General features: G+C 48.1%; 24 protein-coding genes. 9 read left to right on the top strand and 15 right to left on the bottom strand.

Annotation, left to right across the window (positions count from 1 at the left end; translation table 11 throughout):
- Nucleotides 1-187 precede the first annotated feature (187 nt).
- The 3 genes from EHT25_RS08775 to EHT25_RS08765 form a co-directional block, all read right to left on the bottom strand.
- Complete coding sequence (locus EHT25_RS08775; RefSeq protein WP_185731308.1) at nt 188-754, bottom strand: HD domain-containing protein; 567 nt, start codon at nt 752-754, stop codon at nt 188-190.
- A gap of 453 nt (nt 755-1,207) precedes the next feature.
- Nucleotides 1,208-1,474, bottom strand: a complete 267-nt coding sequence (locus tag EHT25_RS08770) for a hypothetical protein (protein WP_124873355.1) — start codon at nt 1,472-1,474, stop codon at nt 1,208-1,210.
- Between the two features lie 60 nt (nt 1,475-1,534).
- Nucleotides 1,535-2,254, bottom strand: a complete 720-nt coding sequence (locus EHT25_RS08765) for an OmpA family protein (protein ID WP_185731307.1) — start codon at nt 2,252-2,254, stop codon at nt 1,535-1,537.
- Nucleotides 2,255-2,309: 55 nt separating this feature from the next.
- Between EHT25_RS08765 and EHT25_RS08760 the strand changes: the two genes are divergently transcribed.
- The 4 genes from EHT25_RS08760 to EHT25_RS33435 all read left to right on the top strand — a co-directional run bounded on the left by EHT25_RS08760 (nt 2,310) and on the right by EHT25_RS33435 (nt 7,232).
- Complete coding sequence (locus EHT25_RS08760; protein ID WP_185731306.1) at nt 2,310-2,828, top strand: transposase; 519 nt, start codon at nt 2,310-2,312, stop codon at nt 2,826-2,828.
- 301 nt (nt 2,829-3,129) lie between these two features.
- Entirely contained in the window at nt 3,130-3,807 is a 678-nt protein-coding gene (locus EHT25_RS08755; RefSeq protein ID WP_124873348.1) for a hypothetical protein, read from the top strand.
- Between the two features lie 53 nt (nt 3,808-3,860).
- The gene (locus EHT25_RS08750; protein WP_124873346.1) at nt 3,861-6,752 is read left to right on the top strand and encodes a CheR family methyltransferase; all 2,892 of its coding nucleotides are present in this window, start codon (nt 3,861-3,863) and stop codon (nt 6,750-6,752) included.
- Between the two features lie 144 nt (nt 6,753-6,896).
- Complete coding sequence (locus EHT25_RS33435) at nt 6,897-7,232, top strand: transposase family protein (protein ID WP_185731305.1); 336 nt, start codon at nt 6,897-6,899, stop codon at nt 7,230-7,232.
- Nucleotides 7,233-7,353: 121 nt separating this feature from the next.
- On the opposite strand, the gene EHT25_RS08745 is transcribed toward EHT25_RS33435, so the two are convergent.
- Nucleotides 7,354-8,829, bottom strand: a complete 1,476-nt coding sequence (locus tag EHT25_RS08745) for an SLC13 family permease (protein WP_185731304.1) — start codon at nt 8,827-8,829, stop codon at nt 7,354-7,356.
- Between the two features lie 455 nt (nt 8,830-9,284).
- On the opposite strand from EHT25_RS08745, the gene EHT25_RS08740 reads away from it, so the two are divergent.
- A complete protein-coding gene (locus EHT25_RS08740; RefSeq protein WP_124873342.1) occupies nt 9,285-9,701 on the top strand; it encodes a hypothetical protein in 417 nt (138 codons plus the stop codon).
- A gap of 204 nt (nt 9,702-9,905) precedes the next feature.
- On the opposite strand, the gene EHT25_RS08735 is transcribed toward EHT25_RS08740, so the two are convergent.
- The 9 genes from EHT25_RS08735 to EHT25_RS08695 all read right to left on the bottom strand — a co-directional run bounded on the left by EHT25_RS08735 (nt 9,906) and on the right by EHT25_RS08695 (nt 19,697).
- Nucleotides 9,906-10,220, bottom strand: coding sequence for a hypothetical protein (locus EHT25_RS08735; RefSeq protein WP_124873340.1), 315 nt, complete (start codon nt 10,218-10,220; stop codon nt 9,906-9,908).
- 99 nt (nt 10,221-10,319) lie between these two features.
- Entirely contained in the window at nt 10,320-10,769 is a 450-nt protein-coding gene (locus EHT25_RS08730; protein ID WP_124873338.1) for an Hsp20/alpha crystallin family protein, read from the bottom strand.
- A 729-nt stretch (nt 10,770-11,498) separates the two neighbouring features.
- Nucleotides 11,499-12,116 (bottom strand): outer membrane protein assembly factor BamB family protein, encoded by a 618-nt coding sequence (locus tag EHT25_RS08725; protein ID WP_262707822.1) that lies wholly within the window; start codon nt 12,114-12,116, stop codon nt 11,499-11,501.
- 7 nt (nt 12,117-12,123) lie between these two features.
- Nucleotides 12,124-12,603 carry an outer membrane protein assembly factor BamB family protein gene (locus tag EHT25_RS08720; RefSeq protein ID WP_124873333.1) on the bottom strand — a complete coding sequence of 160 codons (480 nt, stop codon included), beginning with the start codon at nt 12,601-12,603 and terminating at the stop codon, nt 12,124-12,126.
- Between the two features lie 233 nt (nt 12,604-12,836).
- Nucleotides 12,837-13,244: a hypothetical protein gene (locus EHT25_RS08715; RefSeq protein WP_124873331.1), complete on the bottom strand. Its 408-nt coding sequence runs from the start codon at nt 13,242-13,244 to the stop codon at nt 12,837-12,839.
- A gap of 178 nt (nt 13,245-13,422) precedes the next feature.
- Nucleotides 13,423-13,926, bottom strand: a complete 504-nt coding sequence (locus EHT25_RS08710; protein ID WP_124873329.1) for a response regulator — start codon at nt 13,924-13,926, stop codon at nt 13,423-13,425.
- A 508-nt stretch (nt 13,927-14,434) separates the two neighbouring features.
- Entirely contained in the window at nt 14,435-17,206 is a 2,772-nt protein-coding gene (locus EHT25_RS08705) for a YVTN family beta-propeller repeat protein (protein ID WP_124873327.1), read from the bottom strand.
- Between the two features lie 211 nt (nt 17,207-17,417).
- Entirely contained in the window at nt 17,418-18,146 is a 729-nt protein-coding gene (locus tag EHT25_RS08700; RefSeq protein WP_124873324.1) for a hypothetical protein, read from the bottom strand.
- A 630-nt stretch (nt 18,147-18,776) separates the two neighbouring features.
- Nucleotides 18,777-19,697 carry a Kelch repeat-containing protein gene (locus tag EHT25_RS08695; RefSeq protein WP_124873322.1) on the bottom strand — a complete coding sequence of 307 codons (921 nt, stop codon included), beginning with the start codon at nt 19,695-19,697 and terminating at the stop codon, nt 18,777-18,779.
- A 335-nt stretch (nt 19,698-20,032) separates the two neighbouring features.
- Between EHT25_RS08695 and map the strand changes: the two genes are divergently transcribed.
- The 4 genes from map to EHT25_RS32955 all read left to right on the top strand — a co-directional run bounded on the left by map (nt 20,033) and on the right by EHT25_RS32955 (nt 22,628).
- Entirely contained in the window at nt 20,033-20,812 is a 780-nt protein-coding gene (map, locus tag EHT25_RS08690) for a type I methionyl aminopeptidase (RefSeq protein WP_124873320.1), read from the top strand.
- A 138-nt stretch (nt 20,813-20,950) separates the two neighbouring features.
- The gene (locus tag EHT25_RS08685; RefSeq protein WP_124873317.1) at nt 20,951-21,925 is read left to right on the top strand and encodes a hypothetical protein; all 975 of its coding nucleotides are present in this window, start codon (nt 20,951-20,953) and stop codon (nt 21,923-21,925) included.
- 61 nt (nt 21,926-21,986) lie between these two features.
- Nucleotides 21,987-22,385, top strand: a complete 399-nt coding sequence (locus EHT25_RS08680; protein WP_124873315.1) for a TerB family tellurite resistance protein — start codon at nt 21,987-21,989, stop codon at nt 22,383-22,385.
- A gap of 48 nt (nt 22,386-22,433) precedes the next feature.
- Nucleotides 22,434-22,628: a hypothetical protein gene (locus tag EHT25_RS32955; protein ID WP_124873313.1), complete on the top strand. Its 195-nt coding sequence runs from the start codon at nt 22,434-22,436 to the stop codon at nt 22,626-22,628.
- A gap of 148 nt (nt 22,629-22,776) precedes the next feature.
- On the opposite strand, the gene EHT25_RS08670 is transcribed toward EHT25_RS32955, so the two are convergent.
- Both EHT25_RS08670 and EHT25_RS08665 read right to left on the bottom strand, forming a co-directional pair.
- Nucleotides 22,777-23,466, bottom strand: coding sequence for an outer membrane beta-barrel protein (locus EHT25_RS08670; RefSeq protein ID WP_124873311.1), 690 nt, complete (start codon nt 23,464-23,466; stop codon nt 22,777-22,779).
- Nucleotides 23,467-23,613: 147 nt separating this feature from the next.
- Nucleotides 23,614-24,012 carry a hypothetical protein gene (locus tag EHT25_RS08665; protein ID WP_124873309.1) on the bottom strand — a complete coding sequence of 133 codons (399 nt, stop codon included), beginning with the start codon at nt 24,010-24,012 and terminating at the stop codon, nt 23,614-23,616.
- Nucleotides 24,013-24,033 lie beyond the last annotated feature (21 nt).

Genomic DNA, 24,033 nt, shown 5'->3' with positions numbered 1-24,033 from the left:
GACCATCTCACCTGACCCTTTATGCCCAGATTAAAGCCTATAGTTTTATTTTTTACAGATCTTGTAAAAAAGTCAGGAGATTAGGATTTTGTTTAAAGTTCGACTTCACCAGACACTATATCAAGCCTTTTCAGATTAGATCACAAATCATATCCATTAAACAAAACGTCAGCTTTTGGCAGTGCTGTCATGATTCCTGTGCCGCTAAATCCAATGCGATTTTTCGTAATTCGGGATCGCCTTTGTCCATTACGGCCAATAGGTCGAGATTCTCCTGTAAATACACCTTTGCAAATTCAGGACTATAATTCCCAATAGTAGAGGCATTATTGATCATGTCGCAGTACTTGATAGTTTGAACTGCAGAAGATGACTTAGAAAGTCGGAGCAACTCCTGTTCTTTCCGTTGACGTCTATTTAATTCTGGGTAGGCATCTTTAGTAAATTGATCCGTCAACCACTCGACAAATTGCCCAATTTGCATGGCGGATTTTTCAGGTATTCTTAGACTTGAAAAGAAGCTCATCAGGTTGTCAACACTTATTTCCGTATCCTCAACGGTATCATGTAATAAGGCCGCGCAAACCATTTCTTCAGTGCCGCCGTAAAGTTTGACCATTTGAGCAACAGCGATACAATGATTAATATACGGCTCATTGGTATATTTGCGAACCTGATTGCGGTGTGCGTAGGTCGCAAAAGCCAGTACCAGTTTTTCGAGTGAGGAGAACGGAGTCTCTTTCTGTTTTTGCATTGTCCTTGACATGTCATTTGGTCATTTAGCCTTCAATGTCTTCGCCACGTTTACCTGTGATTTTGCTAATTCTTCCGAAATAGTAAGCAGGAAGTCATTTGTCCTATCTATGCCATTTCCAATGGAAAGGTTATCACAATCGAAACTATTTTTAAAATTGGCACCCATTTTCCAGGATAACCAATATGTTCGTTGCAACGATGGCTTACTTGTTAAATGAGGATCTCTTTCGGGCTAATCGGCGGCCGGTTACCTGCATTCCCTATTTTGTATTGGGATCTATATTGACAAACCATCCTGCAAAATGAATCAAGAGTAGTAACCGGCAAAATCCACTATTTTGCTTTCCTGACGGGAAGGCGAGGGGAATCGAGCCTTGGCAATTCCCATATTCCTATCTTGTTTAGGTATTGCAGCCAGAACAATATTTAAATTGAAAGCGATAGTGGGGTATTAGCGACCGATTCCCCGATCCGCATAAGGAACGGCTTTAATGGCCCATATGGTATTGGGTTTCTCAAAATCCACATGGTCTGGCGGTATGATACCCCGGCGTACCCAGTCTTTGACTACGCTTTCGTCTTTTAGGTGAAAACGTTTGACATATTCTCTCACCGATATCCAATTATCCAGATCAATATCTATTCCTTCAGACCGCAGATAACGCAATGCCTCTTTACCTTCCTTTATGAACTGTTTGATGGATTTCGGATCTTTCATGCGGGGTGGAAGTTAATGGATGAGGACGGTGTAACATGCTTTCAACGCTGGGAATTCCCATTAATTAAGAATGACAAATTCGACCCGCCGGTTCGCTTCATTAGGGGGAGGAAGCAGTGGCTTACTGTGACCGTACCCTTTTGTCTCAATCCGATCACCCTTTATCCCTTTTTTAATTAAGTACCCTTTTACTTTATTTACCCGTTTTTCAGAAAGTAATAAATCCCCCTGAGCTGATGAGTTTTTAATATAATCCGTATGGCCTTCCAGTCGAATTCTTACCTGGGGTTTCTCTTTCAGTTGAATGACCAAGGTATCCAGCTCTGCGTATGCCTGAGGAAAGAGTTTATCAGTTTGCAACTCAAATAGGACATTTTTCAATAAGATGGGTCCACTTTCTTTTTGATCAGATTGACTGAGCGTGGGTGGCTCATCCTTGGAAGAAATTGCTTTCGCTATTCTAAAAATACCCGGTTCGCAATCAGAGTTTGAATACCCACGGCCTGGTGTAAATCCCATATCACTCGTCCAGGTTCCTTCGATTACATACTCTTTTTCACGGGTTGTGAGTGTGCCAGAAAGTATCTTCAAACACCATCCTTTCACGGAAGGAGACATTTTATAGCGGATAACAGAGGTTTCAGTAAGGCTTATCTCATTATTCGTAAAAGTGCCCTGAAACTTTTCGGTGACCCCATTCTTTTTATAGGTATTTATGATTTCGCACGTACCAGATAGTTCGCTCCCTTCCTGATTGATCTTAACTATGAACGTATACATTGGTGATTTACCTTGGTTTATACTCCCTGACCAGGTTCCTGACAGGTCTTGACAAGTGGCAGAAAAACAAGTAATTACGAATATTGACAAACTCAATAAGGTTGTTTTCATAAAATTTTTGGATAAGGCTTTAGTCTTAGGACTGGCCCAAAATTGGTTTATTGAGTTAAAACGCTATATGGGTCTAAACATTCTGTCAACTCCCATGGACTTGCTAACTTTGACTGGAGGGTGCTTTTTGGCAGATTTAAGGATTTACTTAAATTTGACTATTGTGAAACGACGCGTAATTGATCCCGCTTTCAAAGAAATGGCTGTGGAATTATCCTTTGCTAAGGGATCGGTTAAAGAAGCTGCCAAGGAATTGGGAATTGACCCGAGCCGAATTACTAAATGGCGCCAACAAAAGGTTCAACCGGAGATATTGGGTAAAGTGCCTACTAGGCTAACGGAGGAGCAAAAGCAAATTCGACAGCTTCAGAAAGAGTTGAAAGAAACCTTGCTGGAACGTGATATTTTAAAAAAGGTCGTCAACATCTTCTCCAAGGGCGACGGGAAACCTTTCGGTTTATAAAACTGCACGCTCAACAGTTTCCCGTTGAGAATCGGACCACCGCGCGGATGTGTAAAGTGTTGAATGTTAGTACAAGTGGGTACTATTACTGGCTTAAACATCTTAATCTTCCTCCAGTAAACTGTTGCAAGTCCATACGGACATTGTTCGTATAAATCAGACAGTTAAATATACGGTCAACGTCCGTACTTGGCTATTAGATATCCATTACGGTAAGTATACATTTGAAAAAAGGTTGCACGAACTCACCAGGTGAAGTCATTCTGGGGGAGGTTCCCACACGCTTTGAACCGGGGAAAGTATGCGGAGAGATATTCAGGACGGATTAAAAAGAATTATTCCACTTACAATCCAGGGCCTTCCTGATTTAATTAACTTGCCGTTTCCTGTCAGGTTTTCTGAAGAAATACAATTCATCGTTCTTAATATTGGAGAGGTAAGAACATATCGACAAATGAGCCAGCTTGTTCTCGTTTTGCAGGGCGAATCCCAGGGTGTTGTCTGGACGAATTTTGGTTTCGCAGCCAATAACCTTGAAGAGCTCTTCGATAAAGTTTCCGAGTATGTCGCCCAAGGCTTAGTACTTAAGGAAGTGAAAACCTATCAAACAGGTCGGTGGATCCAGTGGCCCATTGACCTATTTGACGGGCAATCGTTGCTAAATCAAACCCGACACCTCCAGCACGAGTGGGAAACGATCCTGTCACCCAGTTTGCATGCTCGTCAGATTCATCAATTGCGTCAGGCAACTTTTGACCGACAAATCAGTTATTATGAGCAACAAATCCATTGGGCCAGGATCCAATTGGCCCACCTAAAGCAAGCCTGCGACCAGGCTAAAGCGCAGCCCGATGCACAGCTACGTGCCTGGAATCTAAATCGGCTGGAAGTGCTGCGGCAACGTCACGAACTCATGATGGGCCAGTTACAACTCGCTCATCAACATGCCACTAATTTTTTAGAAATACTAATGAGGTAAGGCGGTACACCCCAATATAAAGTTAAATTACACGTGCCTGAAACGATTCGCCAATGCCTAACACACTAGAAAATACCCCATCCTTACTGGTCGGCATTGGGGCTTCCGCAGGGGGCGTCGAAGCGCTTATCTCTTTTTTTGAGCAGGTGCCCCCGCAGTCGGGCATCGCTTACATTGTTATTCTGCATCTGTCCCCCGATTATGACAGTCAGCTCACCCAGATTCTGCAAAATGTAACCCCAATTTCCGTCTGTCAGGTTACGCAGAAACAACGGGTGGTTGCCGACCAGATCTATGTTATTGCTCCTAATCAACATCTGGAAATGCAGGACGGTCACATCGCGGTCCTGCCCAATATGACGGTGGAAGATCGCCGGGCGCCCGTGGATATTTTATTTCGTACGCTGGCCGAATCGCACGGTTCTCGAGCCACGGCCGTCATCCTGTCCGGTACCGGAGCCAACGGCTCAATGGGGCTCAAACGCATTAAAGAAAAAGGAGGGGCGGTCTTTGTGCAAAATCCCTACGAAGCGGCCTTTACCGAAATGCCCCGCAATGCCATCGCCACTGAGCTAGTTGATGACGTGCTGCCGGTGGCACATATTCCAGCCCGGTTGATTACGTACCACCAGAACCTGGGTACGGTGGTTATTTCGCAGGAGGTCCAGCTGAGGCCGGAGGACCAGCAGCAGGCCTTGCGGGAGGTCTTTACTCAACTGCGGCTGCGCACCGGTCATGACTTTTCCAACTACAAACGTCCCACGCTCCTGCGCCGGTTGGAACGACGCATCAACGTGCGTAATCTGCCTAACTTGTCCGCATATGCCGCTTACCTCTATGAGCACCCTCAGGAAACGACCGCCCTGCTGAAAGACCTGCTGATTTCAGTGACCAACTTTTTTCGTGACAAGGCGGTCTTTACAGCCTTAGAGCAAGAAGTGCTGCCCCGGCTGATTCAGGAGAAAAAAGCCGGTGATACCCTGCGCATCTGGGTCGCCGGTTGTGCTACGGGCGAAGAAGCCTACTCCTTGGCCATGTTGTGTGCCGAAGCTACTTCGGTGGTAATCGATGCGCCCAGCGTGCAGATCTTCGCCACCGATCTGGATGAAGCCGCCATTGCCACAGCCCGCGAGGGGCTTTATACCCTCAATGATGCAGCGGATGTACCCCCTGAGCGGCTGCGCCGTTTTTTTACAGCGGAAGGCGATAGCTTCCGCATCAGCCGGGAAATCCGCGAGTTGGTACTGTTCGCCCATCACAATGTTTTGAAGGACCCGCCCTTTTCCCGGTTGGATCTAATTAGCTGTCGTAACCTGCTGATTTACCTGAACCAGACTGCTCAGGAACGGGTACTGGAAACATTCCATTTCGCCCTCAACCCGGGGGCTTACCTGGTGCTGGGCCAATCCGAGACGGTCGAAACCACCAAAGATCTGTATGCCAATGTCCACCGGGAATATCATATGTACCAGAGTCGGCCCGTGCGGGGACGTCGCTACCTGGTTCCCGAACACGTGCCCCGGTTGGTCCCGGAAAAAAAGACGCCCCTTATCCCGCAGGGCAATGAGTCAACCGGCCAGCGGTTGAACTTCGGTGATTTACATTTGGCTTTGCTGGAGCAATATGCTCCTCCTTCGATCATTGTCAATGATGAATACGACATCCTGCACATCACGGAACGGGCCGGGCGTTACCTGCATTTCGCAGGAGGAGAAGTGTCGAAGAATCTTTTGAGGCTGATCCGCCCCGAATTACGTTTGGAATTACGGACGGCTTTCTACCAGGCCTCCCAGCAGCAAACCAATGTCGAAGCTCGTCACCTGAAACTGCAACTGGAGGAGCGTATTGAAACGCTTACCTTGCATGTTCGACCCGTACTGGGCACCGTTAATCCGGCGCGGGGTTATTTTCTGGTGCTTTTTGAACCAGTCAGTGAGGAGTCAAATCCCCCTCGGCCCGTAGTGGCTTCGGTCGAGCCGATCGCCCGCCAGTTGGAAGAAGAACTGATCCGGGTGAAGGCGCAGTTGCGGGCTTCCAACGAGCATTATGAATTGCAGGCCGAAGCGCTCAAAGCCTCCAACGAAGAATTACAGGCTATGAACGAAGAACTGCGTTCGGCCGCCGAGGAACTGGAGACCAGCAAGGAAGAATTACAGTCAATCAACGAAGAGCTGACGACGGTCAACCAGGAGTTAAAGGTTAAGGTGGAAGAAGTATCCCTGTCGAGCAATAACCTCCGGAATCTGATCAACTCGACCCACATTGCAACCTTGTTTCTGGATCGCAGCTTACGGGTGAATCTGTTTACGTCCACGACCCGGGAAATTTTCAATTTAATACCAACGGATTTTGGCCGTCCCTTAACCGACATTACCCACCAGTTGGACTACGATCAGCTGTCGATTGACGCTGAAAAGGTGCTGACTACGCTGCAAACCGTGGAACAGGAAGTGAGTACGACCAACGGTCGGACGTTTATCATGCGGATATTGCCATACCGTACCGCTGAGGATCGCATCAACGGTGTCGTCATTACCTTCGTTGATATTAGTCGGCGCAAAGCGGCCGAAGAAGCCCTGCGGGCCAGTGAAGAACGGTTCCGGTTATTTATCCTGGCCAGTTCCGACTCCTTGTTTAAAATGAATGCTGACTGGACGGAGATGTCCCACCTGCAGGGCAACGACTTTTTAGTCGACCCCAACCAGCCTGGTTTACCGTGGCTGGACCAATACATTCCTTCGGAAGATCGGCCCCAGGTAAAGGCCACCATCCAACAATCCATTGAAAACAAAGAGACCTTTGAGTTAAAACACCGCGTGATTCGGCAGGATGGTACTGTGGGCTGGGCGTTTTTGCGGGCCATCCCAATCTTAAATGCCGCTGGGGCTATTACTGAGTGGTTCGGCGCGGCCAGTGACATCACCCACCGACCGCCAACAGACTGAACTGGCGCTGAAAGACGCTGACTGACTGACTTCTAAAAACTGGCTCTTACGTGCTTTGTGTGGCTGACTAAGTGAGCTGATTTTTAGCTTTTGTTGTTCTGTTTAAATGAGCAGTGAGCTTTCATTTCCTGTTTACCTTCCCAATTGTCACATCATAGACTGCCAGCTCCATCAAAGGGCTACATTCTAGTAGCCTATTCAACTGATCAGCAGGCCGGTTGTCCGCTTTGCCAGCAAGTCTTAAACCGATTACACGGATTTGATTATCGTCAGCCTACAGATTTACCCATTAGCAATAAACAAGTCCAGTTGAGATTACGATTGAGAGGATTTCGCTGTCTTAACCCAGTTTGTCCCAAACGGACTTTTGCCCAACCCTGTCCGGATTGGCTGCCTATTTACGCCCGTCGTACAACACGATTGGCTCAAGCGCAACGGAGTATCGATTGGTGGTCATTGCAAAAGACTCCGCCGTGTTGATCCGCGTTTGTATTACTCATTCACTAACACTTGATTTTCGGAACGCTCAGTGGGAAAGGGAGCCCGTTCCTTTAAAGAGTTCCGCCACTGACCCAATAGATTTTTTAACCCGGCGCTATCTTTATTTCCAAATAAATATCCGGATAATCATTGATACAACTGTGATAATAACAATACCGGTAACGTCGAGCAGCAACCCTGCATTGCGCATATCAGCCGCACGGATCCGCCCACTTCCAAACACGATCGTATTAGGCGGGGTTGCTACGGGAAGCATAAACCCGAGCGACGCAGCTAGCGTGGCAGGTACCATCAGCATTAAGGGGGGCAGATGGGTTACTTTTTGAATGGCGATTAAAATGGGTAGCACCAATTGGATGCAGGCCACATTTGAAGCAAGTTCGCTAATGACACAAACGATAACGCATAGGCCCGCGATAATAACAACCGGAGACGCATCCTTTAAAAAAAGCAGTTCTTGAGCCAGCCAAGTGCTTAGCCCCGACTGATCGCAGCCTTTTGCCAACGCAAAACCACTGCCCAACAAAAGGATGATGCCGATCGGAAGTTTCTTCGCTTCTTCCCAACTCATCAGCATTTTTCCTTTCTCATTTTTCGAGGGAATTAGAAATAGTAAAAATGCCATAACAATAGCCACCGTGCTATCCGTAATAAACGATGCCTGTGTACCCAAAAGCTGGCTCCAACCGGTTATATGAAAAGAGCCAAAATCAATATCTTTTCGGCCAAACCACAAGTAGGCAGTAAGAACAAAAACCGTAAATACGATCTTTTCTTCAAAAGCCATTTTGCCCAATTGCCGTAGGGCGGCAACAAAGTAACTGCGGTCGAATACAACGTTTTTTGCCTGGCGTAGAAAGGAGAATTTAAGAATAAAAAATGCCGAGGCTAACAATATGACTGCAACAGGGAAAGCCAACACAAACCACCTGACAAAGTTCATGTCGTGGGCATCCTGGTAAGCATCTACATATATTTTGTAGAAAGCAAGATTCGTGGCCGTTCCCACCAGTGTAGCCATGCCGCCAATGGATGCAGCATAAGCAAGCCCCAACAGCATTGCCTTGGCGATCGCATTTTTTTGAAACGTAGATAGGTTGTGTTTTTCCACCTGAATGATAATGCCCAGCACCGCGGAGAGCATCATCATGACAGTAGCCGTATTTGACACCCACATAGAAATAAAAAAAGTAGCGCTCATTACTCCCGCAAGCATGGTAGCTGGGTTGGTTCCCAGTTTCGATAAAATGGACAAGGCAATCCGTTGATGCAGGTTCCAGCGTTCAATCGCAAAAGCGAGCAGCACGCCCCCAATAAATAAAAAAATGGTTTGATCCATGTATTGGGCCGCCACCGTTTGCGAATCGGCTATGCCAAGGATGGGAATAAGTATAAACGGCAGCAAAGCCGTCACAGCCAGGTCCGTTGCTTCGGTAAGCCACCAAATGGCCACCCATACGGCCACCGCAGCCATTCGGGTAACTTCGGGATGGCCAGGGTCTAAGTCAGCAAAAAATAAAACAAGAAAAAAAGCAGCAGGTCCGGCTAGTAGCGCACTAAAAGGGGCAAGTTTCACAGCATTTCGGTTAAGGCCGTAAAGCACGTAAATAATTAGGTAACAAAGCGCTATTATTTTGAACTTATTGATTGGTGAATAAGTCTTTAAAGCTCTTCCCCGAGATAGGTCATGCAGGCCAAGATGACAATGGCTACTTCGCGAACTTGCTCACGCATCAATACGAAGCCAGTAGAAAATGCACCAAACTTCTTTCCGTCTCCATACTCAATCAAATCCACTTTCACCTCTCAAATTTCACGTTGAAAGGCTGAGTTAATCGCCAACTTCGTAGAAATGATTGTCGCAATCCCTTTTGTTGAATTTTCATTATTTCAAAAGTTGGCCCTGCCCTCGGGTGATCAACACGTTTTGTAGGTTTCACAATGACGGTGCAAAAAATCTATTGTTGACGTCTCTTTGCAAGCAACTGTCGTTGGTCTGCCGCTGTCTTTTGACAAAGCAATATCTAGCCTATGAAACCGGAATTCATCGTTGATCGGGAATTGATCGAACAGATGCTTGTGATTGTCTTTGGGCCCAGTGCGCAGTATTTAACTCATGAACCCCGGGATGCTGATTCCTATACCATTCAGGTTCGTACCAGTCTGGGAAAATACCGATTCGTCGTTCACAAAGAAACTTTGTTTAACACCTTACATAATAAACTAACTCAGGATGAAGCCGATCAGGTTCGTCAGCAGATTTTGCTGGCAGATTCCGATCCGGTTATTATCCACGCCATGAAAAAAAACATGGAGCCCTCCGTCCAATCAACCCGTGGAACGGAAGTGCCAAAAAAAAGAAGCGGTTGCTTAGGGAGGCTATTATTGATGGTTCTACTAATCTTAGTTTGTGCGATTTTTAACATTCTAACCATTCACTTGAAGTAAAGACATTTTCTTTTATTCTTCAGATAAATTGACACAATCTGGAAAATGAATGAGAAAATGGTAGAATCTAAGCTCAATAAAATACCCGGACCCAACGCATCCGGGTATTTTATTCAATTGCATATGGAGAAAGATTAACTGTTGTTTTAACCAATCAGTGTACTCAATATTTCCAATTGGAGGCAATTTTTAGCCCATAACATGTCAAACTGCCAGCAGTTCTGGAGCCGGTACTGGATCTTGTTCCAGATTAAATTGTTTAAAAACTTCTTTGGTAATTCGTCTGCAATTTTCCATCAGTTCATCTAGTGAACAATAAATTCTTTGGAGTGACACCTGGGTCAGCCCCCGGCTTTCCATTAATTCCAGCCGGAGCCACCCATCACTCTGAGTCCGGCCTTGCAAACCATTGAAAGTGGTATTCGCCAGTTCTCGTTCATCTCCTACATAAAAACGTCCGTATTCAACCCAGCCATTCGGAGATTTCATTTTTACCATCAGATAATATCCGCGATCCATATCCCCATTCTTTATCTGTTTTACCCGCTATCAATTGTTAGAAAATAAGCAAAAAACCGGCACCCCAAAGGAGTGCCGGTAAAGACGTATGGTACAGCCTTAGCCAATCTCGATACGCCGGGGGGCTTTTTGTTTGGATTCTTCCCGTTTGGGAATCGTCAGATGAAGAAGACCATTTTCATATTTGCCCTCAATCCGGTCCTCATCGACCACGTCCTTAGGCAGAGTAAACATCCGCTGGAAGGATTGATAGCTAAACTCCTGGTGAGTGTACCCATTGCCCTGTTTTTCCTCCCGGTTTTCTTTGTTGCAGGAGATCGTGAGCTGGTTGCCATTTAGCTCGACCCGGAAGTCCTGTTTGGTCATGCCGGGAGCGGCCATTTCCACCTCAAAGGCATCCGCTGTTTCTTTGATGTTGACGGCCGGAAGACTCGTTTGAGTGGTGGAAAAATTGCGATTGTTCCAATTAAAAAGATCCCGGCCAAAGAAGTCGTCGAACAGCGCCGGAAATGCCGGGGGCAACGCCCCATTTCTTTTGATGAGTGACATAGTTAACCTAGCTTTTTAAAAGTTACACAACAGTAAAAAGAAGGGAAACCGAAGGGCTTTCCCTTCAAAAATTGCTGTTACAATCCTTGTGCCAAACGAATTTTGGCAGAAAATTGCCTGTATACTGACATTTTTTCAGCCAGTGCGCCACCAAGATGAAACTGAAATTTTGTCAGTTTTAATTGGGGATTAGCTCCATGCGGGCTTTACCATATGCCAACCGTCATCATTTCAATGAATTAAAATCGACAGAAAATAGTGGAGGAAATACATTTTGGCAATCGTTCACAGAGCCGGTTTTTACGTAGCTTAGGAAGCAACCAGTAAACAACACTTATGAAATCTTAAGAAAACCAACCCTCGAGGGTCTCACATGCCGAGCTGATTGGACAGGTTCAACCGGAACATTTTGCCGATCTCCCCATTGTCAGCCCCCATTTACGGGCAGCTGACGCCGAATTAGCCCGGAAATGCCCCCAAAGTGGCAGCTACTCCTCTGATTAGTTTTTCTGTCCCAATCACAAATCGCCCGTTTTGTTGTCATCAAGAATGTAACAAGAAAGGAGGTATTTGGAAAGGGCTACAACTACCAACCTTTATATCGACGGAAAGTCGCTTAAACAGCGCTGATATTTCGCGCCGATCAGGTACTTATTCTACCTGAACTGACTCAGTCTAACTTAAACTAACTTGTCAAAAGAACAATTTAATACATTTTTGGCAAGCAGTTTAGTTGCGGTTACCCCAATGGACTACGGTTCCGTTTTTGGTCACCACGCAGGGGCTGCTTTGGGTTTCTGCATTGCCCCCGGTGGTGAAGAAGGACCATTTGCCAGTGCCAGTAGCCGCATCTACCGCATAAAGCTTAGTGGGATCGCCGTTCAAATAGAGTACGCCGTTGCTCACCGTCGGGCTGCTAATATTTTTACTTCCCGCAATAGAAAGGTCCCACTTTTTGGTGCCAGTGGCTGCATCCACCGCGTAGAGCTTGCCGTCATTACTGCCCACATACACCAGCCCGTTACTCACCGTCGGGCTGCCGTCGATTCTGGCCCCGGTCGTAAAGTCCCACTTTTTGGTGCCGCTAGCCGCGTCCAGGGCGTAAAGCTTTTTGTCACCACTCCCTACATAAACAATTCCGTCGCTCACCATCGGGCTGCTACTTACATCGCTTCCGGTGGTAAAATCCCATTTTTTGGCACCGCTGGTCGCGTCGAGGGCATAGAGCTTTTTGTCACTACTGCCTACGTAGACGATTCCATTACTCACTATCGGGCTGCTATCGATTCTGGCCCCGGTGGTAAAGTCCCACTTTTTGGTACCGATAGCCGCGTCCAGGGCGTAGATTTTCTTGTCAACGCTCCCTAGTATAGATCATCCCGTTGCTCACCGTCGGGCTGCCAGGTATATCTCCTCCAGTAGCAAAGTCCCACTTTTTGGTGCCGGTAGTTGCATCCAGGGCATAGACCTTGTCGTCATAACTACCTACATACACCAGCCCGTTGCTCACCACTGGGCTGCTATCCACAAAACTTCCGGTGGTAAATTCCCATTTTTTAGTGCCGGTGGTCGCATCCAGGGCATAAAACTTCTTGTCACCACTCCCTACAAAGACGATTCCATTACTCACGACCGGGCTGCTAAATATCGGAGCCCCCGTAGTAAATTCCCATTTTTTGGTGCCAGTCACTGCATCCACTGCATAGAGCTTCTTGTTTTCACTACCCACATAAACCACATCGTCGGCATTGGCATTAGGATCCTTTTGCTGACAGGACAACAGGCAACCCATCAGTCCGAGGGCCGCCAGTAAGAAAAATAGGGCGTTTTTCATTTGGGGAGATTTTTTCACTAATATAATTCGTTGGCTCACTCCTTGTAACAGGTATCTATTTAGCGGTTCTTATCGAACAGCCTGAGGATCTTTCCTATACAGACCTGGGCCATTACTCATGTCAGACCCGTTTGTTTTTTGACGAATCGATTGAGATAGGATACGTTGTCAAAGCCAAATCGATAGGCAATTTGGCCGACCTGGTCATCGGAGTGCAATAAAAAGCTTTTGACCTACAGAATCATTTTGCGCTGCCAATGAGCGGATGCGGGTAGGTTAGTCACGCGTTTAATGACTTCATTAATGACTCCCAGCGACTTGGGTTGCAGGGAAACTGATGGCATTACCGATTGCTGGCCAGTAGCCAACTGTCCGAAATACTCCTCCATCACTTTTCGAAATCGATTAAACAGGGCCTGATTGGTTTTCTGCTCAGCAGGCAGATTGCCCATTTTTTGCGTATAGATCCGTCGTAATTTTAATTTATGCAGATAGACGGCCAATAGTTTTCGAATCACGCTGTACATTTTCTGGATCATTTCAGCGGCTTGCTCGATGAGCGGAACAGCCTCAACTTCGTCTAACGAAAGGAGTGTATCTGCTTCCAGGGTGAAAAACGGATCGTGCCACACACTTGCCATTGGCTGCTCCTGGTTTGAAGTACCGGTCTCAAAAACTCATCCGCTCGTCTTCCCGACAGCAATAAGGCTCCAGTTTCAGAAGGGTATATAAGTTTTTAAGACAACAACAAACTAAAGAAACGTCTGAACATTAACCACCGTTTTATGGACTCCTAATCAAAGCTTAATAGTTTACCTTTTACAAGAAATTGTCAAATATGGTACTCTTGGGTAAAATAACTACTTCAAACCAGTAATGATAGACTAGCTCAATCTTTGACACTATTTCGTTACTGTTGTCTGGTAATTCAATGAAACAATTTGCTCCGGCTTGGTAACTTGCCTGAATGTCTTCGCGGGTAGCCGAAGAACTCCATACGACGATAGGAATCGCTCTCAATTCGGGCATTGTTTTGAGTGTATTCAAAATTGAGATCGCATCCGGATTGGGTGGTTGATGATTCAAAATAATTAGCTCTGGCGGTTGATTGTATAAGATATTGTCGACCAGACAGGCTCCATCCTGGAACGTTTTAAGCATGTGAGTCCCGTCAACGAGTTTGATCAGGAGGTTGGTTGCTGCTTGATTCTCATTTTGGCTATTGACGGCATAGATTCTACTTTTCTTTTTCATGGTGATTTTTGGGGAAAGCGTAGGCTGGATTTTTGAAGGGAAAAAACGAGTGCGAATGCGTGAGCGCATTCGAATCGATAAAGTGCCTGTTTGCTGCGGGTGATGGAGTGGCTTGTCCGACAGCTTGAATTACAGGAGCAGGAAAGGAACTCGGATTGAAGGAATTAAGATAGATGTACGGTGGTTGAACGCTATTCTATATACGATAAACGATGAAAACAGTGTAATGTTTAAAAAAACCTCCCTTCAGGTCATAAAACGTTAAAAATTCTTAATCAATAAGAACGGATTTCGCACACTCGTATCTTCACAAATAAACAAAACTGTCTTAGTTATGAAAGCGTATTCTTTGCGGAAAAAGTCAGCTGTTATCCTGGCTGTAATGGTGGTAGTGTTAACCTTAAGCCTTGTTGCTGTCTCCTATGTCGAGCGGGGGCATCTCTTTTAACCTCCAGTTTTTAACCTCAAAATCACCAATCAAACGACCGTGGAGATATCCCATTGGCAAACCAAGAAAGTCATAATACAGAAAGGCGCAGATCAGCGATCAGCGCCTTTCTATCTGAGTTGTTTTATCCTATTGCTTCAACACCTTTACCGTCACGGTTTTCAGCCCGCTCGTAACCCGCAGCAGCAACAGTCCCGCCGGTTTCCCCTGAACCGATAAATGCTGCCGCTCTATCGCTTTTGCGCTTTCAAGCTGCCGCTGACCCACCAAGCGGCCGCTGGCATCCGTAAGCTGCAACCGCAACGGCTGCCCTTCGGCTCCCCGGATTTCCACCTCGACCTGATCGAAAACCGGGTTGCCCAAAACCGTCACCCGAAGCTCGGAACCGGTTTCGGCCGATAGACGGGCGGGCGCACATTGATACGCTTTGGCTCCCCCTTTCAGTTCATACGTACTACCCAGCACCCGCGCCCGGATCAAGGCCCCACTGGTCACACTACCTGGTGGGCTGAAGTTGTAGGCATGCGAACCGTTGCCTTTCCCGGCGTCTTTCAGGTCTTGCCGGTAGATGTTGGCCACGGTACTGCCTAAAACCGTTCCCGACCCATCCCGGTAAAATTCGACCGTCAGTGGGGTATTGGGCTTCTTGCGATCCCACACCCAACCCCGGATGCCGCCACAATCCAGCTTGTCCAGGTATCCTTCAAAATCTCCCGTTACAGTTGTCGTCGATGCCGGGTTGACCGTTAGCGGAAAGCTCACGGAATTAGTCAGCACGCCATCGCTGGCCGAGTAGGCCAGCACGAAGGTACCGGCAACGGTGGGCGTTCCCGAGATCACGCGGCTGGTCATGTTGATGGCTAAGCCGTCGGGCAACCCGCTCAGGGCGTAGGTCAGCGGCTGGTTTTCCGGATCGGTGAAGGCCACCAAGGTCCCCGAAAACGGCACATTTACCTGAGCGGCCAGGGGAGCGATCAGGACCGTTGGGGAGGGAGGCACCGGGGCTTTGTTATCCGGAGTACTGCTGCCCTGACAGATGAGGGCTTTAGGCGAGTCTTTCAGGATAAAACCGCTGCCACTGATGCGGGCGGAGAGGTTGTGGGTTACCCCATCTTTGAACGAATCGGGAATGTTCCAGCTGAAAGCGTGTTTTCCGTTGCCCTTTCCGGCGGTTTGCAGGTCCTGGCGGAAGACATCGGCCAGAAACGATGCGATGACGTTGGGACCATCGAGAATATCGATCGAAACCGGGGTGTTGACCTTGTTTCGATCCCAGGCCCAGCCCCGAAAGGTGGAGCAATCCGCCCCATAGATAAAGCCGTCGAAGCTGCCGCTGACCAGCGGGGGACTGATGGTGACGGTCGTACTGCCGGGCGGTGAAGCACAACTGCCCAGCGTGCAGGTAGCCGAGTACACCAGCCCCCCCGAGTTGGCGGTGGGAACCGGAATGATCGAGCTACTGCCATGGGTGCCATTAGGACCGTGCCAGCTGACGACTCCTCCGCTGCACCCCGTGGCGGTCAGGGTAACGCCGGGAGTATTGATCAAGATGGGTTGAGTAACTGCCGGAACAGTGGTTAGGTTAAGGGAGGGGGCTGTCGGGACAGGTTCGACCAACAGGGTGAAGCTTTGGGGCGTGCCCTCACAACTGGCGGGTCCAATAAAATTGCCAAGGCTAACAGGCACTGAACCCGTTTCGATGGTGGCCGTCACCGTATTGGTAGTCGCATCGATCACATTCACAACGTCCGAGGATATACTCGTGACATAGACGTAGCTGCCATCAGGGCTCACGCTGACACCCAACGGTATACTTCCCACATCGATGGTGGCCGTCACGGTATGGGTTGCTACATCGATCACGCTGACATTATCCACACCAGAATTTGTGACGTAGACACGGGTGTTGTCCGGGCTCACGCTGACACCATACGGCCTTTCCCCCACTGGGATGGTGTATATGACGGTATTCGTGGTTGCATCGATTACGCTCACATTGTCCGAAAAATGATTCGCTACATAGATATGGCTGCCGTTAGGGCTTATACTGACCCCATAGGGGGCACTTCCTACATCAATGGTGGCCGTGACAGTATTGGTGGCTGCATCGATCACGCTCAGGTTGGACGATCCATAATTAGCAACATAAACGTGGCTGCCGTCGGGGCTCACGCTGACACCATTCGGGCTAGTCCCCACCCCGATGGTAGCTGTGACGGTATTCGTAGTTGCATCGATCACACTCACCGTATTTGAGCCCGAATTTGAAACATAAACGTTACGACCGTCGGGGCTCACACTAACACCAAACGGCGCATTTCCTACCTCGATGGTGGCCATGACGATATTGGTGGCTGCATCGATCACGCTTACCGTGTTTGAACCCGAGTTCGAGACATAGACGCGGTTTCCGTCGAGGCTTACGCTGACCCCATTTGGGAAAGCCCCCGTCTCGATGGTGGTCACTATCGTATTCGTGGTCACATCAATCACACTGACGTTGCTCGGAGCTTGGCTAGTTATATAGGCAAAGGTCTGGCGCCGGGGAATGACCGTGATGATGGCTGTCTGGGTTGAACCTGTCGCATTGAGGGCGGTAAAAGAACCGATTGTGCCCGTGCCGCTGGCGGGCAGTCCGATGGCGGGATTGGAATTGGTCCAACTATAGAACTGGCCTGTTCCGATAAAGGAAATGGGGGCGGTGATGCTGCCGGCGCAGTAGGTCTGATTGGGAGGAGCGGTCACTGTCGCTGAACAGGGGGAGGCCACCGGGGAATAGCCTCTTTTGGCATTCCCCTGTCGATCGACTGGGCTAAAGGCCCCTAGGGTGGGCAGGTAGGCAAGGACCAGCAGACTGCATACCAGCAGAGAGGTCCGGAAATGAGAGTAAATGAAATACATCAGGAACTGGTTTTAGTGGAATATAAGATCGGTTGTCTCCTTTATGGTTGAAAAATACCCTACCCGGCTACCACCCGGCGGGGTGATGGGGGGCTACTGCGTCACGACTTTCAATGTTACGGTTTTCAAGCCACTGGTGATCCGTAGAAACAGCAATCCCGGCGGTTGCTGAGCGACAACAAAAGTCTGTTTATCAATGAATTTTGCTTCTTCAAGCTGGCGCAACCAACCGTCCGCTTGCATCCGTCATTTGTAACCGAAGTGGCTGCCTTTCGGCTCCCCGGATTTCCACCTCGACCTGATCGAAAACCGGGTTGCCCAAAACCATCACCTGAAGCTGCGAACCGGTTTCGGCCGATAAACGGGCGGGCGCACATTGATACGCTTTGACTCCCCTTTTCAGTTCATAGGTGCTACCCAGCACTCGCGCCCGGATCAAGGCCCCACTGGTCACACTGCCCGGCGGGCTGAAGTTGTAGGCATGCGAAGCGTTGCCTTTCCCCGCATCTTTCCGGTCTTGCCGGTAGATGTTGGCGATCGTACTGCCTAAAACCGTTCCCGACCTATCCCGGTAAAATTCGACCGTCAGTGGGGTATTGGGCTTCTTGCGATCCCAGGCCCAGCCCCGGAAGGTGGAGCAATCCGCCCCATAGACAAAGCCGTCGAAGCTGCCACTGACCAGCGGGACCACCCAATAATCCCGCCCACCTCGGGCAGCGGTGGTTTTGTCTCCTCCCATACCGGAGCTTGACGTACCTCCCACGAGGTAACCGCCATCGGCTGTTTTTACGATAGAAGTCGGATCGTCGCTGGCGGTCCCTCCAATCGTTTTGTCAAAGAGCTTGGTCGCATGCTGAGCGAACAGGTTGGGGCCGACAAGTAGCAGAACGGCAAGATGGTTATTTCGTAGTCCAGTAAAATAGTGTAAAAGGGTTTTCATAGTAGCACGCGTAGGTTCGAAAATCGTGGATGCGGTTTTGTCTCTCATTGCAGAACAAACTAAGGCCACTACCCCCAAACGCACTATCAATAATCTCCCAAAGGCTATCACAAATCTTGCACGACCGCCTTTTTACTTTCATTTTAAGTATTTTATCCTCCTGATCTTCAACCACCCTATTCCTAATCCGGAGGTCAGTCAATCACTGACTGGTTCAGGGTTCCGAATACCATGGTCAGGAACTTTTTGGCGTTTCATTTTCCGAGCCAGGAAGAGCAATTGGCTGATCCGCCTGGGCGTCAGCCCGCGGAAGGGTAAAAACGGGGTCATAGGAGTAAACCTTAGCGTGGAGGGGTTCGTCTTCCACCAATCGCAAACCTAGCGTAGCTGCCAGGGAAAGGCTGTCGCTTTTGTACCAACGACGATCGTTTTTGTATCAGGAATGATAAATATGGGGAACGATTCGGTAGTTGACCCTATTTTTTGGGTTTGGTACAAATGCGACAGCCCTCTGATCTTGTTGTGGGTAGCTTATGGCTATGAATGGAAACAATTCGATCAGGGTTACATTCCAAATGAGTAAACCTAGCAGTTTGTTATCCCGGTTTTTAGTTTTTGCGTTCAACTTCGTTATTTCATCGACATCGTCAATTCCGTAATGGCGGGCGTATTGGAACTGTTTTTGCCACTGATGTAAAGCTTTTGCCCATTCGAGAACAGGTTGCCGTAGCCGGGGACATTTTCCAGTTTAATAGGTTCCGTGGCCCAGGTGTCTTTCAGAAGATCATAGACGTAGACCGATTGGTTTTGCAGCACAAATAAATAATCACCCAAAACCGCCGAATAAACATTCTGATAACTGCTGGCAACCTCGAAGGGCAGGTCTTTCAACGCCGTCCAGGTGTTGCCGGTGGTTGAAAAATAGGCCATTTTCTGCTTCGCTCCCTGACCTCCGAGTGCGTATATTTTATCTTTATAAACGACCAGTTCACTGGAGGTTGTGGCAAAAAGATAGTTCGGAACGGTGAACCATTTATCCTGACTGACACTGTAATATTTGAACAGCGTACTGGGCGTACGTCCACCGACAAAATAAATGTTGCCATTGTAATACGTGACGCCCGCTTCGCCATTATTATCCTTCGCCGTTGTCGGGTACGTTAAGGTTTGCCAGGTGTTCGACGAAACCGTGTATTTGGTCGCATCATTGGCAATGAAAAAGATATTGGTTCCGTCCGATACCAGCTTACTGGAATAACCGCATCCACAAACATTAGCTGATTTCGCCAGGGAAGAGGAAAACGTATTGCTTCCCAGGTCATAGCGAACAAAGAACTGCGTTTTGGCCGTGTTGGAATAATTGCCAAAATAAATCGAATTTCCGACCAGAACGGATTGAACGGGATACGCGCCGATATCAAAGGTACTAAGCGGCATACTGAGTTGCTTCGCCGTCAAGACAACGTCATTGGCGGTTTTTTCCGGCGAAGCACCCCCGTCTCCGTTACTTTTACAGCTTCCCACCAGAACGATGAGAAGGCAGAAATACATTAGCTTCATGGTTTTAAAATAGTAAGGTTATCGTGTGTATTTGATGATTGAAATTAAAAAGGATATCAGGGTGGTTTTAGCGTAGAAGTACGGGTTTTAGCGTATGGCCCTAATGATCAGGGTCTTTACACCAAAATCGGTTTTGACAACTGCGGCTGCGAAAAACCGTATCTCGTTTTTCTTGATCACCATTGTCCTCCCGTTGAACCGGAAAGGTAGGAATCAAGTTAAAGTCTGTACCCGGAAATGAATCGAATTGGTAAACTTTTGGGAGAGGAGGGAGAGCCGGTGGCAAAGTATCCCTGCGGTTGAGCACACCATTGGAACACAAACCTATGTCATTGAAATCGGAAGAGGATTTAGCCGGGATGCAGGAGATTAGCCAAATTGTTGGCTCAACCCTGAAGCGCATGCAACAGTATGCCCGGCCAGGAATGTCGACGCTTGAACTGGATCAATTTGGGCGACAATTGCTGGAACAGCAGGGCGCCCGATCGGCCCCCAAACTCACCTACGGTTTTCCGGGCTGGACCTGTATTAGTGTAAATGAGGAGGTTTGTCACGGTATCCCCTCGGCAAAACGGCTTCTTCAGGAAGGGGATTTGGTCAACATTGATGTGTCCGCCGAACGAAATGGTTATTGGTCAGACAACGGTGGATCGTTCGTTCTGGGGCGGGATATTCATCAGCGTAGTGACCTGGTAGAAACCTCAAAGCGGATACTGGCTAAAGCCATTCGCCACATCCGGGGAGGGGTACAAATCGCTGAAATTGGGCGCTTGATCGAAACGGAAGCCCGGCGGAGTGGATACCGGGTCATTAAAAACCTGGCCGGCCACGGAATTGGCCGAAGTCTGCACGAAGAACCGCTTGAGATTCTATGTTATTACGACCGGTCCAATAAAACCCGTTTTCGAAAGAACTCGGTCGTGGCCATCGAGACGTTTTTATCCACTAACGCCAGTTACGCGCAGGAAAAAGGAGATGGCTGGACACTGATCGCCAAAGATAGTGTTGCCGTGCAGCACGAACAGACGATCATTGTCACCGACAAACAACCCATCATCCTGACCGCTGCGAATCACCTGTGGGATTTACACTTTAATAACGCCTGAATGCCATGCTGCGGGTAGTAAGATAAAAACCGTTTGCCGAATTTTTATCCGGGAACCGGCAAACGATTCTTTTGATGATCGGTTTTATTGCATTTAATTTTTACAGTTGTAAATTTACACGTGTAAAAAATCAATTTTATGACCTATCTGAGCGCTCAACCGCAGATCACCGAGTCCTGGGATGATATTTGTTACCCCGTACAACCGGTTTGGCTCACCGAATTATTGCCGGACTACGATATCGTCGCAACGGATCGTCAACAGTTGATCGTTGGGCAGATGGCCGGAGGTCGAAAAACGCTGTTTGGCATTCAAAGCGCGGATTATACAATTATCCCGAATGCCGCTATTCGGGCCGTAGTTGACCAGTTAATCCCCGATTATCACCTTCTGATTAAGTACACCACGACGGGGGAGTTCAGCATCAGCATTGTTCTACCCACTTCCTTATCGGTGGGTAGCGAACGGCTAAAACGGAGTCTGATTCTGACGAACAGTTATAACGGACGAACACCATTCAGCATTCAGGGACAAACCTTGACCGCGCTGCCGGATTCAACCACTCAACTGGGCAGCAGCCTCTACCGTTCCGTCTGCCAGAATGGCTTGTTGGGCTGGGCAGACCCGTTTACCGATTTGAATTCGTACCAGAACTGGCTGGAGAAATGGACCAGCGGAAAGGAAAAAGTGCCTTCCAAAGGGGCTTCGGCCCAACGAAAACCGGAACGATCCGCTACCGATATTCGCAAGCTCCACCACCGGGCGCTGACGATCGAACGCTTTCAGGAATATTTGCACAAAGTATTGCTGGAGCATTTGCAGTCGCCACCTTCGCTGACGACAACGGTGTATAACCACCTTCAGCAAGTGCCTTTATCCGGCGCTCAGGATCGTTTGTTGCGTCAATTGCCCATTCCGGTTCAGCTAGCCAAGCAGGCCAGCGAACGATTGCGCCTGGAAGAACGTCTCCTCGACACCCCGGGGTCATACTGGCTTTTATATAACGCGGTGAACTATGCCCTGTTTACCAGCCGGAGTAGTTTGACGCTGAATGATCGATACCGACTGGATGAACGGGTTTTCCATCAACTGGCCGCTCATACGTACGCATAAGGACAGAAACAGGTGAATCGGACCTGTTTCTCGTAAAATCTTCAACAAACTGAAACGTAAAATGTACACCCCTGAAGTAGCCAAGGATTTGGGCAATGTTGCCTTCACCCTCACAAAGCTGGCGGGTTCTTTCCCGGAGCCGGAAAGCGCAGGAGTTAAAGACCTGTTCGCGAAAGACCCCAACTGGAATTTGACGGTTTGCATCTGTTTTCTGTGGGACAATATAGGTGAAGTTGTGGGAGAAACCGGTCGGTTGCCTTTCCCGCACAGAACCGACTCTCGCCTGGAACTAAATCGGCAGACCCGGAAGCGGTTTGTGCATATTCTGCAGCGAGTTGTTCAGGCTCGGGAAAGTATTTCGCGGGCCGAGCGGAGCTTTATCCGCTCTTTTTGGCGGGAATTGGAGCAATTATATCCGGAGCATTCCATCCGCAAAACCGACCTTGAGAGACCGGTTTAGGGTTCCGGGGACTACCTACGAAGCTATACCTTCAACGAATGATTCACCATGACGGCTCTACTTCAGATAACCGCCTTTGCCACCAGCGCACGTCACCTATTCCTGCTAGCGGATACGATGGGAGTTTTTGTCCTGTCGATCATTACGTTATTTGTGGTAACGCTATCGATTCCTGTTCTTTGGTGGGAACAACGGAAGTACCAGCATAAAACCCGCAAAGTTAAAAGCAGAGAAAAGAAATGATACGTACGGCCGGTTTTTCCGTTGATTGTTCCATTCTCGCTGACCGGAAGTGGGCATAAAATTAGCTTACGATCACGTCGGGAGCGTAAATTGGTAAAAAGGGGGCCCCAGGCACTTGGCTTCATTGCCGACACTAACGCGCCTATCTCTAAAAGGTATATTTCAGTCGAACCTGAACTCCGAATTGCCAGTCCCGATTGCGGCTTTGAATTTGGAGAGGATAGCCGTGATCTGAATTGTTTTTAAGACTTCCCAATCGGTACATGGCCGTGGGCTGCACGATTACGGACCACCGCGAACTGATCCGGTACTGAACACCAACCCCCACCAGCGCGTGCGTATTTATTTCTTTTGAGTGAGTTACGCCGGCCTCATTACTTCCCGGAAAAGGTGAAATCCGACTCTGGTAATTCATATTGAACACCAGCCCTGTCGAGAGGTAAGGCGATAAGCGGTTTTTGGTGGGAGAAAAATTGATTAAAACCGGTAGTTGCAAATGATTCAGCGTCATCTGTCGGGTAGGTTCAGCTTCAATCGTTGTATTCGTTCTGAAGGCCTGAAAATCCATATACCCTTTCGAGCGGTTGTACCATAAACCCGACGAAACCGACCAATTGCGATGGAACTGGTAATTCGCCATCAGTCCAACGGTACCACCGTGATCTTTTGCCAGGACATTGGCGCCGGAGACATCGGGGCTGCTGTCGTGGATCGTCATCCGGTAATCCAGATTACGCCAGGTGGGTGAGAGAGTTGCCGATAAAGAAAAACGGCCCTGGCTGTACGCAAAAGTTGAAGTGGTCATTACCAATACGAGGGAATAGTAAAAGGCTTTCATACGATTATTTTTAGAGGATTACATCACGAACAAAGAACGGGGTGGGTTACAAAAGGTTGTAATGAGATCCGGTTATTAAGTATTTTTAACAAAAGTATGAACGCGGGTTAATTCGTCTCGATTCGGAAGTCAAAGTTCAACGCAACCCTACTGGTGACGGAGAAAGCCTAGTATGACGACAAACAAGAAAGAACCAACCCAGATTATCCAGAAAAACAGTTTGGTTTGAGCTGTCCCTTCAAATGTATACTGATCGGTTAAACCGGTTTGTTTGTTGACGCCAAAGTGCTGAAAAAGCAGATAATGCAAAGCCCAAAAGAGGAGAGCCACCAAAAGGTAGATGTGGTACTTCTGTAGCCCACCTGTGATTGGTTTCGATTCAATTAGCCACAATAGTCCCCAATACGTACCTAAGAACAGGAAAAGAAGGCCAGCTGTCACTTGAATTAAGGCACTAAACCAGGGTAGATTTTTATTTCTACCAATTTCCCGGTCCCGCAGGTGAAGTTGGAAAAACGTGTAATAATACCGGTAGAGAAATTTCATATGTGTGTGTGAAATAGCCCT

The organism is Larkinella rosea (genome assembly GCF_003858635.1).
Taxonomy (GTDB): domain Bacteria; phylum Bacteroidota; class Bacteroidia; order Cytophagales; family Spirosomataceae; genus Larkinella; species Larkinella rosea.
This window is presented reverse-complemented; position numbering and strand designations above follow the sequence as displayed.

What these genes read in the sequence shown, in the direction of transcription:
- EHT25_RS08775 (WP_185731308.1), bottom strand. Translation starts at nt 754, where the DNA reads ATGCAAAAACAGAAAGAGACTCCGTTCTCCTCACTCGAAAAACTGGTA.
- EHT25_RS08770 (WP_124873355.1), bottom strand. Translation starts at nt 1,474, where the DNA reads ATGAAAGATCCGAAATCCATCAAACAGTTCATAAAGGAAGGTAAAGAG.
- EHT25_RS08765 (WP_185731307.1), bottom strand. Translation starts at nt 2,254, where the DNA reads ATGTATACGTTCATAGTTAAGATCAATCAGGAAGGGAGCGAACTATCT.
- EHT25_RS08755 (WP_124873348.1), top strand. Translation starts at nt 3,130, where the DNA reads ATGCGGAGAGATATTCAGGACGGATTAAAAAGAATTATTCCACTTACA.
- EHT25_RS08750 (WP_124873346.1), top strand. Translation starts at nt 3,861, where the DNA reads ATGCCTAACACACTAGAAAATACCCCATCCTTACTGGTCGGCATTGGG.
- EHT25_RS08740 (WP_124873342.1), top strand. Translation starts at nt 9,285, where the DNA reads ATGAAACCGGAATTCATCGTTGATCGGGAATTGATCGAACAGATGCTT.
- EHT25_RS08735 (WP_124873340.1), bottom strand. Translation starts at nt 10,220, where the DNA reads ATGGATCGCGGATATTATCTGATGGTAAAAATGAAATCTCCGAATGGC.
- EHT25_RS08730 (WP_124873338.1), bottom strand. Translation starts at nt 10,769, where the DNA reads ATGTCACTCATCAAAAGAAATGGGGCGTTGCCCCCGGCATTTCCGGCG.
- EHT25_RS08720 (WP_124873333.1), bottom strand. Translation starts at nt 12,603, where the DNA reads ATGAAAAACGCCCTATTTTTCTTACTGGCGGCCCTCGGACTGATGGGT.
- EHT25_RS08715 (WP_124873331.1), bottom strand. Translation starts at nt 13,244, where the DNA reads ATGGCAAGTGTGTGGCACGATCCGTTTTTCACCCTGGAAGCAGATACA.
- EHT25_RS08710 (WP_124873329.1), bottom strand. Translation starts at nt 13,926, where the DNA reads ATGCGCTCACGCATTCGCACTCGTTTTTTCCCTTCAAAAATCCAGCCT.
- EHT25_RS08705 (WP_124873327.1), bottom strand. Translation starts at nt 17,206, where the DNA reads ATGTATTTCATTTACTCTCATTTCCGGACCTCTCTGCTGGTATGCAGT.
- EHT25_RS08700 (WP_124873324.1), bottom strand. Translation starts at nt 18,146, where the DNA reads ATGAAAACCCTTTTACACTATTTTACTGGACTACGAAATAACCATCTT.
- EHT25_RS08695 (WP_124873322.1), bottom strand. Translation starts at nt 19,697, where the DNA reads ATGTATTTCTGCCTTCTCATCGTTCTGGTGGGAAGCTGTAAAAGTAAC.
- map (WP_124873320.1), top strand. Translation starts at nt 20,033, where the DNA reads ATGTCATTGAAATCGGAAGAGGATTTAGCCGGGATGCAGGAGATTAGC.
- EHT25_RS08685 (WP_124873317.1), top strand. Translation starts at nt 20,951, where the DNA reads ATGACCTATCTGAGCGCTCAACCGCAGATCACCGAGTCCTGGGATGAT.
- EHT25_RS08680 (WP_124873315.1), top strand. Translation starts at nt 21,987, where the DNA reads ATGTACACCCCTGAAGTAGCCAAGGATTTGGGCAATGTTGCCTTCACC.
- EHT25_RS32955 (WP_124873313.1), top strand. Translation starts at nt 22,434, where the DNA reads ATGACGGCTCTACTTCAGATAACCGCCTTTGCCACCAGCGCACGTCAC.
- EHT25_RS08670 (WP_124873311.1), bottom strand. Translation starts at nt 23,466, where the DNA reads ATGAAAGCCTTTTACTATTCCCTCGTATTGGTAATGACCACTTCAACT.
- EHT25_RS08665 (WP_124873309.1), bottom strand. Translation starts at nt 24,012, where the DNA reads ATGAAATTTCTCTACCGGTATTATTACACGTTTTTCCAACTTCACCTG.